This is a genomic window from Streptomyces sp. NBC_00984 (assembly GCF_045162475.1).
Classification (GTDB): Bacteria; Actinomycetota; Actinomycetes; order Streptomycetales; family Streptomycetaceae; genus Streptomyces.
Genome location: NZ_CP108734.1, coordinates 1397680 through 1415220 on the forward strand (window position 1 = coordinate 1397680; position 17541 = coordinate 1415220).

Genomic DNA, 17541 nt, shown 5'->3' on the forward strand with positions numbered 1-17541 from the left:
CCGGCGGCCGCACCTGGAACCACCTCCTGGCCAACCATTCCGAGAGGGACCCCCCATGACCGCCTCACACCTCCTCGTCCCCGTGCCGATCCCGGACCGGGTCGCCGCGCTGATCGGGTCCTGCATCCCGCCGCACATCCTGCGGGCGGAATTCGACGCCGAATGCGCCGCGCGCGAGGTGCGCAGCTTCCGCGGTCCGCGGCTCTGCGACGAGGACCGGGCCGACCGCGAGCAGGTGCTCTCCGAACTGGCCCGCGCCAACAAGATCCTCGCCGCCCATCACCCCAGGCTGGCGGTGCGCCCCGGCAGCTCCTGGTGACTTTCCCGCATCGCACCCGTCTTGCGAAGACCGGCTCGTGCGGGGCAGGTGTCATGACGCTCCAGAGCCGTGAACGGGCAACGCCGTCAAGGTTATTGACCAGCTGTCCACCGACGCACCCCTTGGAGAAACGCCATGCCCGCCCGCCCGCGACCGACCGTCCTGTTCGTCACCGACCTCGCCTACGAGGCGCGCGGACGGCGCTACTGCGACGAGGACATCCATCTGGCCTCGCGGCTGCGGGAGGAGTTCGACGTCGCGCTCTGCCACCCCCGGGACGCCGCCGCGCTGCTGGACGGCTTCGACACGGTCGTCATCCGCAACAGCGGTCCCGTGCTGCATTACCAGGAGGCGTACGACGCGTTCCGCGCACGGGCGCGGGAGCTGGGCACCCGGGTCTACAACCCGTTGCACGGCCGCGGGGACATGGCGGGCAAGCAGTATCTGGTCGATCTGAGCCGGGCCGGCCATCCGGTGATCCCCACGGTGGACCGGGCGGCCGATCTGGGATCGCTGCCGGACGCGGCGGAGTACGTGGTCAAGCCGAAGCTGGGGGCGGACTCGGCCGGGCTGCGGTTCGTGCGGGAGGCCGAGCTGCCGGAGGGCGAGGACGGCACCATGCTCGTCCAGCCCCGGATCGACTTCCGCTACGAGGTCTCCTTCTACTTCGTCGACCACGACTTCCAGTACGCCCTCTACGCGCCGGACCCGGAGCGGCGGTGGGTGCTGGAGCCGTACGCGCCGGACGCGGCGGATCTGGCGTTCGCCCGCGGCTTCGTGGAGTGGAACAGTCTCGACCACGGCATCCAGCGGGTCGACGCCTGCCGGACCGCGCAGGGCGAACTGCTGCTCGTCGAGTTGGAGGACCTCAATCCGTATCTCTCGCTGGACCGGGTGGCGGAGCCCGTACGAGAGGCGTTCGTGACCCGGATGAAGGCTTCCGTGCGGGATCTGCTGGCCTGACGACACGTCCGGCCGTCCCCCACATGCGGGAAGCACGGGCCGGTGTGATGGTGCAAGCGTGACCACTGCCAGCGAGACCGCCCCCGCCGCGCAGAGTGCCGCCGCGCCGCCCGTACTCGATCCGCGCCGCCGGAACATCGTCTTCGCGACGATCGTGCTGGGAATCCTGCTGGCCGCCCTGGACCAGACGATCGTCGGCACCGCGCTGCCGACGATCGTCTCGGATCTCGGCGGCGCCGCCCATATGTCCTGGGTGGTCACCGCGTATCTGCTCGCGGAGACGGTGGCGACGGTCCTGGTGGGCAAGTTCGGCGACCTGTTCGGCCGGAAGATCATCTTCCAGCTGTCCGCGATCATCTTCATCACCGGTTCGTTCCTCTGCGGTCTCGCGACCAACATGACGCTGCTGATCGTCTGGCGCGGGTTGCAGGGCATCGGGGCCGGCGGGCTGATGGTCACCTCGATGGCGCTGATCGCCGATGTGATCCCGTTGCGCGAGCGCGGCAAGTACCAGGGCGCGATCGGTGCGGTCTTCGGGGTGTCGACGGTGATCGGGCCGCTGCTCGGCGGGCTCTTCACCGACCATCTGAGCTGGCGGTGGGCGTTCTACGTCAATGTGCCGATCGCCATCGTGGTGGTCATCGCCGCGGCCCGGACGATCCCGTCCGTCAAGGCCGCCGGCCGGCCCGTCATCGACTATCTGGGCATCGCGATGGTCACGATCGGCGCGAGCGCGCTGATCCTGGCGACGAGCTGGGGCGGCAACGAGTACGCGTGGGGCTCGCCCGTCATCCTCGGTCTCATCGCGGGCGGTCTCGTCGCACTGGCGCTCTTCTGCCTGGTGGAGTTCCGCGCGGCGGAGCCGATGCTGCCCATGCGGCTCTTCCGGAACCCGGTGTTCACCGTCTGCTCGGTGCTGAGCTTCATCGTGGGCTTCGCGATGCTCGGCGCGATGATCTTCCTGCCGACGTATCTGCAGTACGTGGACGGGGACTCGGCGACCCTGTCGGGCGTACGGACGCTGCCGATGGTCCTCGGGCTGCTCGTCGCCTCGATCTTCAGCGGCAATGTGGTGTCCAAGACGGGCCGGTACCGGGTGTTCCCCATCGTGGGCTCGCTGATCATGGCTGTGGGGCTGTATCTGCTCTCCCGGATGGGTCCCGGCACCGGGGTGTGGCTGGAGTCGCTGTACATGCTGGTGCTCGGGGTCGGTATCGGGCTGGCCATGCAGGTGCTGACGATCGCCGTGCAGAACACGGTCGACTACGCGGACCTGGGTACGGCGACGTCGGGTGTGACGTTCTTCCGTACGCTCGGCAGCTCCTTCGGCACGGCGGTCTTCGGCACGATCTACGCCAACGCCCTGAAGCCCAATCTGACCGACGGCGTCGCCGCGGCGGCGCGGGCCGGCGGCGACCCCGCGACGCTGGCGAAGGCCGCGCAGAGCCCGGCGGGGCTGCACGGCCTTCCTCCCGCGCAGTCGGCGCCATTGGCCCAGGCGTACGCGGACACGCTGCACACCGTCTTCCTGTGGACGGTGCCGGTCGCGGTCCTGGGGTTCTTCGTGGCGCTCTTCCTGAAACAGGTGAAGCTGCGGGACACGGCTCGGGTCGGCTCCACCGACATGGGCGAGGGCTTCGCGCAGCCCGGCACCGGCGACTCGGCCAAGCTCCTCGAATTCGCGGTGGCCAAGATCCTGCACGGAGTCGGTCCGGACACGGCCCGGCGGATCATCGCAGGCTCGGACACCCGGCTGGACATGGCGGGCGCCTGGGCGGTGATGCAGGTCGAGCTGTTCACGCGCATGGTGGGCCATGCGGGTCTGCGGCTGATCGCGACCCGGCACCGGCTGCCGCACGAGGTGCTGGTGCCGGTCTTCGACCGGATGATCGAGGAGGGCTATCTCACCGGCGACGGTCATCTGTTCACGCACACCGCCGCCGGGAGCCGGGAGGCCGCGGCGATCACCGACGCGTGGGCGCGATGGCTCAACGAGCGCCTGGACGAGCACGGAGCACGACCGGACGACCGGCAACTGAGAGCGGCGGTGGACGTGATCGCCAAACGGCTGCTGGCGGAGGACCTGGCGCAGGAGCTGGCGCCGGACAGGGCCCTGGTGGGCACGGCGGGCTGACGGGGGCCGGCCGCCGCGTCCGCGCGTCAGTCGACGAAGACCGCGGCCGAGTACACCCAGGCGCCCTCATGACGGACGAAGCGGCTCTTCTCGTGGAGCGAACCCGGCCGCCCGCTGTCCGTGTAGTGCGCACGGAAGGTGACCGTGCCCGTGGTGTGGAACGGGCTGCCGTCCGTCGTCTCCAGCACCTCCAGGCGCACCCATCGCATCGCGGGGTCGAAGTCGACGGCGGGCGGCCGGGTGTCGGGGTGCCAGCTGCGCAGCAGGTACGCCTCGTCACGGACGACGAAGGCGGCGTACCGGGAGCGCATCAGCGACTCGCAGGTCGGCGCGGCTGCGGTCCCGGCGTGCAGGCGGCCGCAGCACTGCGCGTAGGTGGCGGGCAGGCCGCACGGGCACGGCGATTCCGCGGTGACCGCGGGTGTCCGTGCTCCGGCGGTGGCGGGCCGCCCCGGTCGTGTGGTGCGTCGTGACATACGTCCATTGTGACCTGCGGTGCGGCCGGACCGGGACGCCGGGATGCTGCTGCCGATCACCGGCCGGCCGGTGACGGCGGGGCGCGGTCAGACCTTGCGGGCCACGCCCGCGTAGCCCGGGATCGGCTCGTCGCCGGGGACCTCGATGACCTCGCCGAGCTCCGGGTGCCAGTTCGCGGAGAGCGAGACCCCGGGCTCGACGAGTTCGAGTCCGTCGAAGAACGTGGTGACCTCGGCGTGGGAGCGCAGGCGCAGCGTCATCCCCCGGGCCCGGTACATGGCGGAGGCCTGTGCCGCGCCCTCGGGGTCGAAGTCCCCGGTGGTGTGCGAGAGCACCAGGTAGCTGCCGGACGGAAGCCGCTCGACGAGCCGGTCGACGAGTTCGGCCGCGCCGTCCTCGTCGTCCAGGAAGTGCAGCAGGGCGAGCAGCGACAGGGCGATCGGCTTGCCGAAGTCGAGAATCTCGCCGGCCGCTTCGAGGATGGCTTCCGGCTTGCGGGCGTCGGCCTGGATGTACTCGGTGGCGCCCTGCGGGGTGGAGCGCAGCAGGGCCGCGGCGTGTGCGAGGACGATGGGGTCGTTGTCGCAGTAGACGATGCGGGCGTCCGGGGCGGTCCGCTGGGCGATCTGGTGGAGATTCGGCTCGGTCGGTATGCCGGTGCCGATGTCGAGGAACTGACTGATGCCGTTCTCGGCCAGCCATCGGGTGGCCCGGTGCATGAAGGCACGGTTCACCCGGGCCATGTCCCGCCCCCGCGCGTCGAGGGCGAGCAGCTGCCGGGCCATCTCTTCGTCGACCGGGTAGTTGTCCTTGCCGCCGAGGAACCAGTCGTACATCCGGGCAGGATGGGGCTTGGTGGTGTCGATCTCGATGCCTTGGGATTCGTGCCCGGTCATAGCGCGCTCCATGGGTCCATAGGTCGGCGAACAACAAGAGTGTGGGGCCGGGGGCCGCTCCGGCGCTGCGGGTTCGGGCAAGAAGGCCGCTCCCGGCGGGAGGGCCGCGACATCAGGTGAGCAGGAAGTCCGCCTGACCGGACTTGGCCCCCTGGATGAATGCCGCGATCTCACGGGGGGTGTAGATCAGGGCCGGGCCGTCGGGATCGGCGGACTGACGTACGGCGATTCTGCCGTCGGACAGCTTCATCGCCTCGACGCAATTGCCTCCGTTCCCACCGCTCCACGGCTTGTGCCAGCCCTCGGAGCCGAGTTCGGCGGCCGGCATGCCGTTGTATATGGGATCCATCACAGCTCCTTGCGGAAGTCCCGGAGGATTTCCTTCGTGCGTTGTGCAGTTGCGGCCTGAGCCGCCATGCGGTCCATGACTTCGAGGTAGGAGGCCACCTCGGGGCGCGCGTCGAAGTAGACGGCTCCGGTCAGGTACTCGCTGTAGACCATGTCGGGGAGTTCGGGGACACCGAAACGGAAGAGGACGAACGGGCCGTAGGTGCCCGGATGGTGTCCTGTCGAGAATTCCGCGATCTGCAGCGTCACATGCGGCATCTCGGTCGCTTCGAGCAGCTGGTCGATCTGCTCCCGCATGGCTTCGACGCTGCCGACGGGGCGGCGCAGGACCGTCTCGTCCATCACCACCCACAGCTTCGGGGCGTCCGGCCGGGTGAGCAGGGACTGGCGCTGCATCCGCAGCGCCACATGGCGCTCGATGTCCGCGGGTCTGGTCTGGCCGACGGCTCCGGTGCGCATCACCGAGCGCGCGTAGTCCTCGGTCTGCAGCAGTCCGGGGACGAAGTGCGGCTCGTACATGCGCAGGAGGCTCGCGGCGCCCTCCAGGCTGACGTACATGCTGAACCAGTCGGGCAGCACGTCGTGGAACCGCTGCCACCAGCCTGGCTTGTTGGCCTCCTCGGCGAGCTCCACGAAGGCTTCGTTCTCGTCGTCGGCGACCCCGTACGCCTTCAGCAGCATCTGCACATAGGGGATCTTGAGAGCGACCTCGGCGGTCTCCATCCTGCGTATCGTCGCAGGTGCGACCCGCAGCACCTTGGCAGCCTGGTCACGGCTCAGGCCGACGCGCTCCCGCAGATCCTGCAGGCGCTTGCCGAGAACGACCTGACCCACGGTCGGGGCGGACCGCGGTTCGCTCACTTCAGACCTCCCCATGCGCTGTTTGCGAGCAGTCTGCCATGCGCGGGCCGACCAGAACACAGCCACTCTGAAAATTTCAGAGTGCCCCTTGCCAAGTGTTCACAACAGGGGGAGAGTTGGTGAGTGAACCAGTTCACGAAGTCTCGCCCGCCCTCATTCGCGTGGGAATGCGGAGCGTGACGCAGCCCCCACTGTGAGGAATCGGTTGTGGCACCTGGCAGTGCGCTCATCCCCCGGCTCATGGATCTCAGTCCCGGGACGGAGGCGCTCCGGTACTGCTTCGCCCTGCCCGCGCACCCCGAGTCCGTGGCCGGTGCGCGGAGACTGACCCGGGCCCGGCTCGACAAGTGGCAGCTCGGCGCGGACGCCCATGACTCGGCGCTCCTGATCGTTTCGGAACTGGTCACCAACGCGGTGGTGCACACCATGAGCTCTCGCGTCGTGTGCGAGCTGCGCCGCCTCGACAGACGGCTGCGCATAGCCGTCCAGGACCAAGGACACCAGCCCGGCGGGCCGCAGTTGCGGCGGACCACCGACGACGAGCACGGACGCGGCCTGCTGCTCGTCGACGCGATGTGCAGTTCCTGGGGTTCCCGCGACGCGGGCAACGGCTCGGGCCGCATCGTCTGGGCGGAACTGCCGCACGGCTCGGAGCAACCATGCTGAAGAACGCCATGTCCCATCTGCTCGGCACGCGACGCACCCGTGAGCCCCGGCCGCCCGCCGGCACGGCGGGCACGGTGCGGTTGCCGCTGCCGCCCGCGCTGTCGGCGAGCCTGGGCTGCGACGCGGTGGGGGTACCGGCCCGGTACGGCTTCCGGCTGATGTCCCATCTGCCGCGCACCGGCTGCGTCTTCGCGGACGCCGACCGCTGGTGGTGGATCGTGCCCTCGGGCTCCGACCTCGATCTGGACTGGCCCCCGCAGGCAGCCTACGCGAAGGGGGCGTTCGTCCCCGCGGTCCGGCCCCGGCTGATCCACCAGCCGGACAACCGCACGCCGTACACCCCGCCGATCCCGCTCTTCCTGATGGTGTGCCAGGTCACCGGTGTGACGCCGTCGTGGGCGCCGTCCGGCGGCGCGCGGGCCGTATCCGCCCCCTGACCTGCTGATTCACCCGCCGGACACCCCGGTCACGCTGCGTTGTCAGTGGCCCGTTCTACTGTGGCACCACTGATCGAAAAGCCCGCGGCGGAGCGGGCTGCGGGCGGGAAGGGGGCGGGGCTGTGCGCCGCTGGGAATATGTCGAGGGCACTGCGTCGAAGTTCTGGGAGACCGAGGCCGAGGGCGCCGTGGTGACGGTGCGCTACGGGCGGTGCGGAAGCGACGGACGTACGCAGACCAAGGAGTACGCGTCGGCCGAGGCCGCGGCGGCACAGGTCGTCAGAACGATCGCGGAGAAGGAGAAGAAGGGGTACCGGGAGGTCGGGGCGTCGGCTTCGGCCCCCGCTGCTCCCGATGCCACGGCGCCCGCGACCGCCCCCGATGAGGTTCCGGACGAAGGCACGCCCGTTCTCCCCGACGAGGACACCTTCACCCTGCCCGCCGGCTGGAAGCGGGTGCTCCACCCTCGGCGCGGTGGAGTGCGCCGAGGGCCGGTCAAGGTGCGGCGGGAGGCGTTCGACACGATCGAGGCCAGGCTCGCGGAGAATGCCGCCTGGATCCAGGAGTTCGCGGACTCGCCGCGTTCGGACGCCGCGGTGGCCGAGTCGCTGCGCGCACACCTCGGCACAGACCCCTCACCGGTCGGTGCGGCCGCGCTGACCGCGATCGTCGACGCTCCGGGGTGGGCGGACTTCTGGTCCGAGCGCTACGGCCTGCCGTTCGCCGCACGGACCGCGACCGAGGTGTTCTCGGTCGACGCCGACTGGCAGCAGAGCGGCCTCAAGCGCGGCGCGCCCCGGCTGATGGCGCTCCCGGCCCCCCGCCACGCCTACTGGTCCTGGCATCACCGGGCGCCGATCGACCGGGTCCGCGCGCTGCTCGCCGCGGCCGACGAAGAGACCTACCGGGCCGCGGTCGAGGCACTGGCCGAGTGCCGCACCGACACCGTGCGCAAGATCATCGTCTCCTACCTGGTGCCGAGCGAGACCGGCTGGGTGGACGAGCTCTGCGCGGATCCCGCGGTGAGCGCGGAGCAGGACCGCACCCTGCGTGCCATGGTGTTCAGCTCGCTGTACTCGGCCGACCAGCTGGCGCTGCTCCCCTACCGCCCTGATTTCACCCTCGGTGTCGCGGTCATCGCCACGGTGGCGGAGGGCATCGGACCGGCCGTCTCCCAGTCGCTGGCCGACACGCTCGACGGCAATCACTACTACTCGGACAGCGTGAAGCTCACCGCCGACGCCCTGGCCGAGCTGCCCACCGACGAGGCCTTTCTCGGCCTGCTGGCGCATGCGGACTCCAAGCACGTCCGCCCCTCGCTCCTGGAAGCGATGCGCCGCTATCCGGTGCGTGCGGTGCGCCTGCTGGCCGCCGAGGCGGGCGGCCGTTCGGCTGCGGCGTCCCGGTCGTTGCAGCTGCTCCGGAGTCATGTCGGCGCCCACCGTGAGCTGCTGACGCCGGTGCTCGACGGTCTCGGCCCCGAGGTCGTGGAGATCGTCGCCCCGCTGCTCAATCCGGCGGACCTGATCGCCGACGCGCCGGCGGACGCCCTGCCGGCCGTGCTGACGGCTCCGCCGTGGTCCCGGCCCCGCACCACCGTCAAGGCCAAGGCCGTGACGGGGCTGACCGTGGTGTCCGAGCCCTCCGTGGAGTGGCTGCCCGAGGAACAGGCCGCCTGGGCGGCCACCTCCTCCTGGTACACCACCAAACGGAACAACGGCGACTTGAACGAACACATCGACGTCCTGCGCCACGGCGCGGCCTCGGAAGGTCTGCGTCCGGCGTGGGTGTTCGTCCACGGCGACGAGGAAGTGGTCGCCCCGCTGCTCGCCTCCTGGGACCCGACCGACCTGTGGGACGGCGAGGACACGCTCAAGCCGATCGCCGCACGCTTCGGCCTGGCCGCGCTGCCGTTGCTGTTGCGCGTCGTGCCCCGGCAGCCGGGTTCGCTCGCCCCGCTGCTGCTCCCGTACGTCGATGTGGACGTCGCCCGGTCCATGGCGAACTGGGCGGTCCGGCTCAAGTCCACGGCGACGACCGCCCGTTCCTGGTTCGCCCGGCACGGCGTCGCGGCCGCGCCGCTCCTGGTGCCGGACGCCGTGGGCAAGGCGGGCGCCGCGCGGCGCTCCGCCGAGCAGGCGCTGACGCTGATCGCCACGGTGCACGGCGACGACGTGGTGCGCGAGGCCGCCCGGACGTACGGCGCGGAGGCGGCGGCCTCGGTGGACGGGTTGCTGGCCGCGGACCCGCTGGAGCGGGCGCTGCCCGCCAAGATGCCGGTACTGCCGGGGTGGGCGGAGCCCTCGGTGCTGCCGCAGATCGTGGTCCGGTCCGGCGGCGCGCTGCCGGTGGCGGCGACGCGCCACACCCTGATGATGCTGGCGCTGTCGAAGCCCGGTGAGGTGTATCCGGGAATCGCCTCGCTGACCGAAACGGCCACTGCCGATTCGCTCGCCGAGTTCGCCTGGGCCCTGTTCGAGCAGTGGCGGCTGGCGAACATGCCCGCGAAGGAGTCGTGGGCCCTGCACGCGCTGGCGCTGCTGGGTGACGACGAGACGGTCCGCCGACTCACGCCGATCCTCCGTTCCTGGCCCGGTGAGGGGGCACACCACCGGGCCGTGGAAGGACTCGATGTGCTGGCGTCCATCGGCAGCGATGTGGCGCTCCTGCATCTGCACGGCATCTCGCAGCGGGTGAAGTTCAAGGCGCTCAAGGTGCGGGCCCAGGAGAAGATCTCCGAGGTCGCCGCAGGGCTGGGGCTGACCGGCGAGCAGCTCTCCGACCGTCTGGTTCCGGACTTCGGCCTGGACACGGACGGCTCGACCGTCGTCGACTACGGCACCCGTTCGTTCACGGTCGGCTTCGACGAGCAGCTGCGGCCGTACGTGCTGGACGGCGACGGCAAGCGCCTCAAGGACCTCCCGAAGCCGGGCGTCCGGGACGACGCGGAGCTCGCCCCCTCGGAACGCAAGCGGTTCATGGCGCTCAAGAAGGACGTCCGGACGATCGCCTCGGACCAGGTGAGGCGTCTGGAGGCCGCGATGGTGACCGGACGGTCCTGGACCGCCCAGGAGTTCGCGGAGCTGTTCGTCGGTCATCCGCTGCTCCGGCACCTGGTGCGCCGGCTGGTCTGGCTGAGCGAGACGGACGGTGCGGCGCGCACCGCGTTCCGGGTCGCGGAGGACCGTACGTTCGCCGACGCCGAGGACGACGTCTTCGACCTGCCGGACGACGCGACCGTGCGGCTCGCGCACCCGCTGCACCTCGGCGACGAACTGACCGCCTGGTCCGAGGTGTTCGCCGACTACGAGATCCTGCAGCCGTTCCCGCAGCTCGGGCGCACCGTGCTCACGCTGCCCGAGGAGGAGTCCGCCGGATACCGGCTGGCGCGGTTCGAGGGCCTCAAGGTGCCGATCGGGAAGGTGCTCGGGCTGGAACGGCGCGGCTGGCGGCGCGGGACGCCGCAGGATGCCGGGGTGGAGCGCTGGATCTCCAAGCGGCTTGGCGACGACTGCTGTCTCGTGATCGCACTGGACCCCGGCATCGCGGTCGGTGTGGTCGACATGTTCCCCGAGCAGACCCTGGAAACGGTCTGGCTCGACGACCGGCCCGATGATCACTGGACGCGTCGCAGCCACTCGCTCCGCTTCGCCGGGATGGATGCGGTGACCGTGTCCGAGCTCCTCGTCGACCTGGCCGAACTCACCGAGGGCGTCGCATCGTGACCACGAGGGAGACCCGTACCGAGGCATCGGACGGCGGTGCGGCACCGGTGCAGCGGCCCCCGGCCGAAGTGCGGTACGCCGAGGAGCTCGCGGCACTGCGGGCGGATGACCGTGATCCGCGTCCGCCCGGCTGGGAGCTGAGCCTGCGTGCGGCACGCCGGTTCGTCATCGGTGACGCGGAGACGGGCATCGGCCGGAAGTTCGTCGGCAACCCTTCACTGGTGGACCGGGCTCTGGTGACACTGGCGACGAGCCGTGGGCTGATGCTGGTCGGAGAGCCGGGCACCGCCAAGTCGCTGCTCTCCGAACTGATCGCGGCCGCGGTCAGCGGGGACTCGACGCTCACGGTGCAGGGCGGTGCGGCCACCACCGAGGACCAGATCAAGTACGGCTGGAACTACGCGCTGCTGGTCGCCGAGGGGCCCTCCACCCGGTCGCTCGTCCCGGCCCCGATGCTGCGCGGCATGGCGGAGGGCAGGCTTGTCCGGTTCGAGGAGATCACCCGCTGTCCGCTGGAGGTGCAGGACTCGCTGCTGTCGCTGCTCTCCGAGCGGGTGGTGGCCATCCCCGAGCTGGCCGGGCCCGACGGCATGGTCTTCGCCCGGCAGGGCTTCAATGTCATCGCCACGGCCAACACCCGGGACCGGGGCGTCAACGAGATGAGCGCGGCGCTCAAGCGGCGGTTCAACTTCGAGACGGTCTTCCCGATTCCCGACCTGGACACCGAACTGGCCCTGGTGGAGGCCGAGGTGACGACGCTGCTGCGGCGCTCCGGGGTGGAGCCGCCGCCGGACCGGGATGTGCTGGAGGTCCTGGTCGGTACGTTCCGCGAGCTGCGTGCGGGGGCCGGCGAGAAGGGCGGGGCCGGCGCCGGAGCGGACCGCCCCTCGGCGGTGATGAGTACGGCGGAGGCCGTGTCCGTCGCCCATGCGGTGGGGGTGCGCGGCTGGTTCCTGCGCGGCGAGCCGGGCAGTGCCGCCGATGTGGTGGCGTGTCTGGCGGGTACGGCGGCGAAGGACAGCCCGGAGGACCTGGCCCGGTTGCGACGCTATCTGGAGCAGCAGGTGCCGCGCCGTCGCGGCCCGCACTGGAAGGCCCTGCACGACGCACGCCATCTGCTGGCCGACTGATGTCCGCGGTGTTCCTGGGGGTGCGTCACCACTCCCCCGCCTGCGCACGGCTGGTCGAGCGGACCATCGAGGAGCTGCGGCCCGCCCAGGTGCTGGTCGAGGGTCCTGCCGAGATGAACGGACGGCTGGACGAACTGCTGCTCGGGCACGAGCTGCCGGTCGCGGTGTTCAGCCACTACCGCGACCGGCAGCGGGCCGCGACCTCCTGGGCCCCCCTGTGCGACTACTCACCGGAGTGGGTCGCGCTGCGGGCGGGGCGGGTGGCCGGGGCGGAGGTCCGCTTCATCGATCTGCCGGCCTGGCATCCGGCGTTCGCCGAGCGCGCCAACCGCTATGCCGACGCGGAGGCCCGCTACGAGGAGGCGACGGAGCGGCTGTGCCGGCATTTCGCGGTGGACTCCTCCGACGCCCTGTGGGACCGCCTGTTCGAGGTCGAGCCGGACGACGGTCTCGCCGAGCGGCTCGATGCCTACTTCGAGCTGGTCCGCGGTGACGCGGAGGCCGACACGGGCGACCGGGCGCGGGAGTCGTACATGGCCGCGTGGGTACGCGCGGCGGTGGACGCCGCCGGGGACCGGCCGGTTCTGGTGGTGACCGGTGGCTTCCACCGGCCCGCGCTCCGTGCGCTCACGGGATCCGGTGACCGGGACGGCGCGGGCGGCGACGGCTGGCAGCGGGGCGCGGACGGGTGGCCTCTGGTGCCCGCCCCGCCGGACGGCGCCATGGCCGGGAGCTTCCTCGTGCCGTACTCCTTCCGGCAGTTGGACGCGTTCGCCGGGTACCAGTCGGGGATGCCGTCGCCCGGCTACTACCAACAGGTGTGGGAGACCGGCCCCGAGGCCGCGGCGGACGGCTTGCTGCGGATGGTCGTCGAGCGGCTGCGGGCGCGGAAGTTCCCGGTGTCCACCGCCGATCTGATCGCCGCCCGGAGTCTGGCCCAGGGGCTCACGGCGCTGCGCGGCCATCCGCGCCCCGCCAGGATCGATGTGCTGGACGGCCTGGCGGGCGCCCTGATCACGGACGACCTGGACCGTCCGCTGCCGTGGACGGGCCGGGGCACGCTGACGGCGGGGGCCCATCCCGCGGTCGTCGAGATGGTCGCGGCCTGTGGTGGCGACCGCACCGGGCGGCTCCATCCCGGCACTCCGGCGCCGCCCCTGGTGCACGACGTCGCGGCGCAGTTGGCCGGGCTGGCGCTGGACGGCGGCCCGGAGGCCACGTACCGCCTCGATCTCACGGACGCCGCCGACCTGGAACGCAGCCGGGTGCTCCACCGGCTGCGGGTGCTGGGGATTCCCGGCCGGGCACGGACCGCCGGTCCCGCGCACGGCGTGGACCCGGTGTTCACCGAACGCTGGGAGGCGCAGCCCGCCGTGGGGCGCGAGGCCGCGCTGGTGGAGGCGGGGGCGTACGGAGCGACTCTGGCCGAGGCGGCGGCCGTCGCGCTCACCGAACGGACGCGGGCTGCCGCGGCGGAGGCCGATCGTCTGGCGGGGGCACTGTTCGACGCCGTGCTCTGCGGGATGGACGGGTTCTCGGACCAGTTGCTCGGCGAACTCTCCGCCTGTGTCAGTGAGTTGAGCATCGCCGGCCCGCTCGGTGACGTACTTGCCACGGCTCTTGGGCTGTGGCGGCACGACCGGGTGTTCGGCATGGCGCGCGGTCCGCTGCTCGGCACCGTGATCGACGGGGCGACCGAGCGGCTGCTGTGGCTCCTGGAGGGTGCGCGTGGCTCGTCGGGCGTGGACTTCTCCCGGCTTCGGGCCGTGGTCGCGGTGCGCGACACGGTGCTGCACGCACCGGAGTTGCTCTCCGTCACCCGGGAGACCGCGGCCGCCATCGCCTGGCGGATCGCCGGCGATCCCGAGGCGCCGATCGATCTGCGCGGGGCCGCGTTCGGGCTGCACAGCTCCCTCGGGCAGGTCCCGGGCACGGCCGGGGATCCGGCCGAGGCGGTGCGTACGGTGGCGAGGGCCGGCACGGATGTGCTCGGCGACTGGCTGGCCGGGCTGTTCGCGCTCGCCCGCGACGAGGTGACGGGCGCGGTGGGGAACGACGACGGCAACGGGACCAGCGGTGGCGCCGAGTCGCTGATCGATGTGCTGGACGGACTGGTCCGTGCGCTGCCCGACGACGAGTTCCTGTCCGGGCTGCCCGCGCTGCGTCAGGCCTTCGCGTTCTTCCCGCCGCGCGAACGGGACCGGATCGCCGGCCGTCTGCTGGAACGGCGCGGGGTGCGCGGCTCGTCGCGTTCCCTGCTGCGGACCACCGCGGACCCCCTGCTGATCGCCCGAGCCCGCGCTCTGGAGGAGTCCGTGTCCCGACTGCTCGCCCGCTACGAACTGGAAGCCACCCCATGACCACGCCCGAACAAGCACCGGGCCGGGCACCCGTGCCCGAGGAAGGTCCCGGTACGTCTCCCGACGCGGGGCTGGAGCGCTGGCGGCTGGTCCTCGGCTCCGCCGCCGAACGACACACCGGACCGCTGGGGCCGGGCAACGCCGGCCGGGACGCCGCCCTCGACTGGCTCTACGGCCGCGACCCCGACCTCGCCCGACGGGGGGTGCGCCGTTCCGGTGCCGCCCCTCGGGAGGGCGGCGACGGCCCGTCCGCGGTGACCGCGATCGACTGGCTCGACGACATCCACCGGCTCTTCCCGAAGGAGACCATCGAGCGCCTGGAGCGGGACGCCGTCGAGAAGTACGGGATCCAGGAGATCGTCACCGACCCCGCGGTGCTGGAGCGGGTCGAGCCGAGCCAGACCCTGCTGCGTGCCGTGCTGCGCACCAAGCATCTGATGAACCCGCAGGTGCTGCGCCTGGCCCGGCGCATCGTCGAGTCGGTGGTGAAGCAGCTCCTGGCCAGGCTCCAGCCGGAGATCCGCCGGGCGTTCCACGGCACCCGCTCCCGCAGGCCGAGCCGGGTCGCTCTGGCGAGGGACTTCGACTTCCGGCAGACGGTGAAGGCCAATCTCGCCCACTACCAGCCGGCCGAGCGGCGCCTTCTCATCGAGCGCGCCCACTTCCACTCCCGTACCCGGCGCCATGTGACGCAGTGGCAGCTGATCCTGCTGGTCGACCAGTCGGGCTCGATGGCCGGATCGGTCATCCACTCCGCGGTGACCGCCGCGTGTCTGTGGGGTCTGCCCGGCCTCAAGACGCACCTGGTCGCCTTCGACACCCAGGTGGTGGACCTGACCTCCGACGTGACCGATCCGGTGGAGCTGCTGATGCGGGTCCAGCTGGGCGGCGGCACCGACATCGCACGGGCCGTGGAGTACGCCGCGGGCCTCGTGGAGAACCCGCGGCGCGCGATCGTCGCGCTGGTCACCGACTTCCACGAGGGCGGTGACCCCTACCGGCTGGTGCGGGCGGTGCGGAGGCTGGTGGAGCAGGGCTCGACCGTGCTGGGACTGGCCGCGCTCGACGAGAACGCCGATCCGGATTACGACCGTCCGACGGCCGGGAAGCTCGCCGCGGCCGGGGCGCACGTCGGGGCGATGACACCGGGCCGTCTCGCCGAGTTCGTCGCCGAGAGGCTGGGCCGATGACCGAACCGGGAACCGGCGCCGCCGTGCGCCCCGATCTGCTCGCCCTCACTCCGGAGACACTCGCGGCACTGGCCAACCGCGGCCTGGTCAAACGCGCCACGAAGGAGCTGGACGCGGGGACGGTGCCCGCTCTCACGACCGATCCGGACACCACGGTGCGCGCCCGGTTCGACGACGGCACCATCACGGCGCTGCCGCCCGGCACCGGTCTGGACGAGGGCAGCTGCAGCTGCGCCGCACCGGGCGTGTGCCGCCATCTCATCGCCCTGGTGCTGGCCCATCAGCGCAGCGCCGAGGCCGATCCGGACAGCGCCCCCGCCACGTTCGCCGCCTGGTCCCCCGGCAGCGCCGACGACGCGGCTCTCACCGAGGCCGTCGGCACCCGCCCGGTCACCGCGGCCCGACGCACCTTCGAGCGGGGCTATGCCGCCGTCGTGCACCGCCCGTCCCCCGATCACCCCGAGCCCCGGGTCGAGCTCCCCACCTGCACGGTGCGTTTCCCGGTACCCGACGAGATCGCGTACGCGTTGACGGACGCGACCGCCGCACTGCGCGGCGAGGTGGTGGCGCTCGCGGTGTGGGCGTTCCGCGCCGCCGACGCCGCGGGCACCGACGAGCGTTCCGTGCCCGTGCAGGTCGGTGGCCGCACCACCGCTCCGGCCACGACCCTGTCCGTGCTGGACGCGGCCGTCGGGCTGGCGGACGAGCTGCTGGCAGAAGGCGTGGCCCATGTCGGCCCCGTGCACGGCGGAGCCCTGGCGCGTGCCGGTGCCGCGCTGACCGCCGCATCGATGCACTGGCCGGCGGGCGCGCTCGCCGAGTTGACGGACCAGCTCACGGCGTACGCCGACCGCAACGCCCAGTACCGCCCGGAGTCGGTCGCCGCCCTGCTCACCGAATTGCACGCCCGGCGGCGGGCCGCCGCGCACCCCGGCGTGCTCGGCACCCGCGAGGCGGGGGACACCCCACTGCGCCGGGTCCGGCTCGTCTCGCTCGGCTGCCGCGTGCACGGCAGCGCGCAGTCCCTGGTCTCCGAGGTGTACCTCGCCCATCCCGGCGCGGGCACCGTGCTCGTACTGCGCAAGGCCTGGACGGCCCCCGAGGGCAAGGAGCTCTCCGCCCACCAGCTGGCCCCCCGTCGTGTCCTCGCCACCCCGCTGGGCTCGCTGGCCGGCGGAAGCCTGGTCAGCGAGAGCGTCCGGCGCACTCCGAGCCGCGCGCTGACGATCGCCCGGGGCCGGCTCGGCACGACGACCATCACCCCGGTCGGCGGCGCCTGGACGGAGCTTCCCCAACCGCTGCTCGTACGGGACCTGGCCGCCCTGACGGCAGGCTGGGACGGCAGGCCGCCCCGGCTGATCCGGCCGCGGGTCGAGGCGGAGGCGGTCCATGTCGTCGCGTTGTCGGAGGTGGAGAGCATCGGCTACGACCCCGCCGAGCAGCGCCTGGAGGCCGTTGTGCGCGATGCCGCGGGGACCCGGGCGCTGGTGGCGTCGGAGTACCGGCCGGAGTGCCCGGGGGCGCTGGACGCCCTGGCCGACGCGCTGGAGAGCGGCGCCACGCACATCAGCGGTTCGCTGCACCGGTCCGGCGGCGGAGTCCGGATCGATCCGCTCGGGGTGCTCACCCCGGCGGGGACGGTCGTGCCCGATCTCGCCCCGGGTGACGGCTCCACGACGCTGGCAGCGGTGGGGCGACGGCCGTCCGATCCGCTGACGGCGGCGCTGGACGAGGCGATATCCGCCATGTCGGCGGTGCCGCACAGCGGGCTGCGTCATCTGAACGTCCCCGCCCGCGCCCGGATCGACGAAGCGGCGACCGCACTGTCCCGCACCGGCCTGGTCCGTGCCGCGGCGCTGCTGCGCGCCTTCGTCGCGACACTGGACGACGGGGCCGGGCCGAACGAAGGGGCCCTCGCCACCCGTTCCGGGGCGTGGCTGGACGCCCAGCTCCACCTCCTGGTCAGCAGCGAACTCCGCTCCTCCGGGACGGCTTCCGGGACGGCTTCCGGAACGGGCTGAAGACCCCAGTCCCT

14 protein-coding genes are annotated in these 17541 nt (G+C 72.0%); 10 read left to right on the forward strand and 4 right to left on the reverse strand.

Going from position 1 to position 17541, the window contains the following annotated elements:
- The first annotated feature begins 55 nt into the window (after positions 1 to 55).
- The 3 genes from OG520_RS05940 (at position 56) to OG520_RS05950 (ending at position 3416) form a co-directional block, all read left to right on the forward strand.
- Entirely contained in the window at positions 56 to 319 is a 264-nt protein-coding gene (locus OG520_RS05940) for a hypothetical protein (RefSeq protein ID WP_406012439.1), read from the forward strand.
- A gap of 135 nt (positions 320 to 454) precedes the next feature.
- On the forward strand, positions 455 to 1282 hold the full coding sequence (locus tag OG520_RS05945) for a hypothetical protein (protein WP_406012440.1): 828 nt from the start codon (positions 455 to 457) through the stop codon (positions 1280 to 1282).
- Between the two features lie 58 nt (positions 1283 to 1340).
- Positions 1341 to 3416, forward strand: a complete 2076-nt coding sequence (locus OG520_RS05950) for an MDR family MFS transporter (RefSeq protein ID WP_406012441.1) — start codon at positions 1341 to 1343, stop codon at positions 3414 to 3416.
- 26 nt (positions 3417 to 3442) lie between these two features.
- Here OG520_RS05950 and OG520_RS05955 read toward each other — a convergent pair whose 3' ends face one another.
- The 4 genes from OG520_RS05955 to OG520_RS05970 form a co-directional block, all read right to left on the reverse strand.
- Complete coding sequence (locus OG520_RS05955; protein WP_399329727.1) at positions 3443 to 3892, reverse strand: YchJ family protein; 450 nt, start codon at positions 3890 to 3892, stop codon at positions 3443 to 3445.
- Positions 3893 to 3979: 87 nt separating this feature from the next.
- Positions 3980 to 4789: an SAM-dependent methyltransferase gene (locus tag OG520_RS05960; RefSeq protein WP_399329728.1), complete on the reverse strand. Its 810-nt coding sequence runs from the start codon at positions 4787 to 4789 to the stop codon at positions 3980 to 3982.
- A gap of 112 nt (positions 4790 to 4901) precedes the next feature.
- Positions 4902 to 5138, reverse strand: coding sequence for a DUF397 domain-containing protein (locus OG520_RS05965; RefSeq protein WP_072485026.1), 237 nt, complete (start codon positions 5136 to 5138; stop codon positions 4902 to 4904).
- The gene (locus OG520_RS05970) at positions 5138 to 5998 is read right to left on the reverse strand and encodes a helix-turn-helix domain-containing protein (protein WP_406012442.1); all 861 of its coding nucleotides are present in this window, start codon (positions 5996 to 5998) and stop codon (positions 5138 to 5140) included. The genes OG520_RS05965 and OG520_RS05970 overlap by 1 nt, the downstream gene beginning before the upstream one ends.
- Before the next feature lie 207 nt (positions 5999 to 6205).
- On the opposite strand from OG520_RS05970, the gene OG520_RS05975 reads away from it, so the two are divergent.
- The 7 genes from OG520_RS05975 to OG520_RS06005 all read left to right on the forward strand — a co-directional run bounded on the left by OG520_RS05975 (position 6206) and on the right by OG520_RS06005 (position 17527).
- A complete protein-coding gene (locus OG520_RS05975; RefSeq protein ID WP_406012443.1) occupies positions 6206 to 6664 on the forward strand; it encodes an ATP-binding protein in 459 nt (152 codons plus the stop codon).
- On the forward strand, positions 6658 to 7101 hold the full coding sequence (locus OG520_RS05980) for a hypothetical protein (RefSeq protein ID WP_266429539.1): 444 nt from the start codon (positions 6658 to 6660) through the stop codon (positions 7099 to 7101). Before OG520_RS05975 ends, OG520_RS05980 begins: the two co-directional genes overlap by 7 nt.
- A 122-nt stretch (positions 7102 to 7223) precedes the next feature.
- The gene (locus OG520_RS05985) at positions 7224 to 10826 is read left to right on the forward strand and encodes a WGR and DUF4132 domain-containing protein (protein WP_406012444.1); all 3603 of its coding nucleotides are present in this window, start codon (positions 7224 to 7226) and stop codon (positions 10824 to 10826) included.
- Positions 10823 to 11956, forward strand: a complete 1134-nt coding sequence (locus tag OG520_RS05990; protein ID WP_399329731.1) for an AAA family ATPase — start codon at positions 10823 to 10825, stop codon at positions 11954 to 11956. The genes OG520_RS05985 and OG520_RS05990 overlap by 4 nt, the downstream gene beginning before the upstream one ends.
- Positions 11956 to 14316: a DUF5682 family protein gene (locus tag OG520_RS05995; protein ID WP_406012445.1), complete on the forward strand. Its 2361-nt coding sequence runs from the start codon at positions 11956 to 11958 to the stop codon at positions 14314 to 14316. The genes OG520_RS05990 and OG520_RS05995 overlap by 1 nt, the downstream gene beginning before the upstream one ends.
- Positions 14313 to 15506, forward strand: a complete 1194-nt coding sequence (locus OG520_RS06000; protein ID WP_406012446.1) for a VWA domain-containing protein — start codon at positions 14313 to 14315, stop codon at positions 15504 to 15506. Before OG520_RS05995 ends, OG520_RS06000 begins: the two co-directional genes overlap by 4 nt.
- Positions 15503 to 17527, forward strand: coding sequence for a hypothetical protein (locus OG520_RS06005; RefSeq protein ID WP_406012447.1), 2025 nt, complete (start codon positions 15503 to 15505; stop codon positions 17525 to 17527). The genes OG520_RS06000 and OG520_RS06005 overlap by 4 nt, the downstream gene beginning before the upstream one ends.
- The last annotated feature ends 14 nt before the right edge of the window (positions 17528 to 17541 follow it).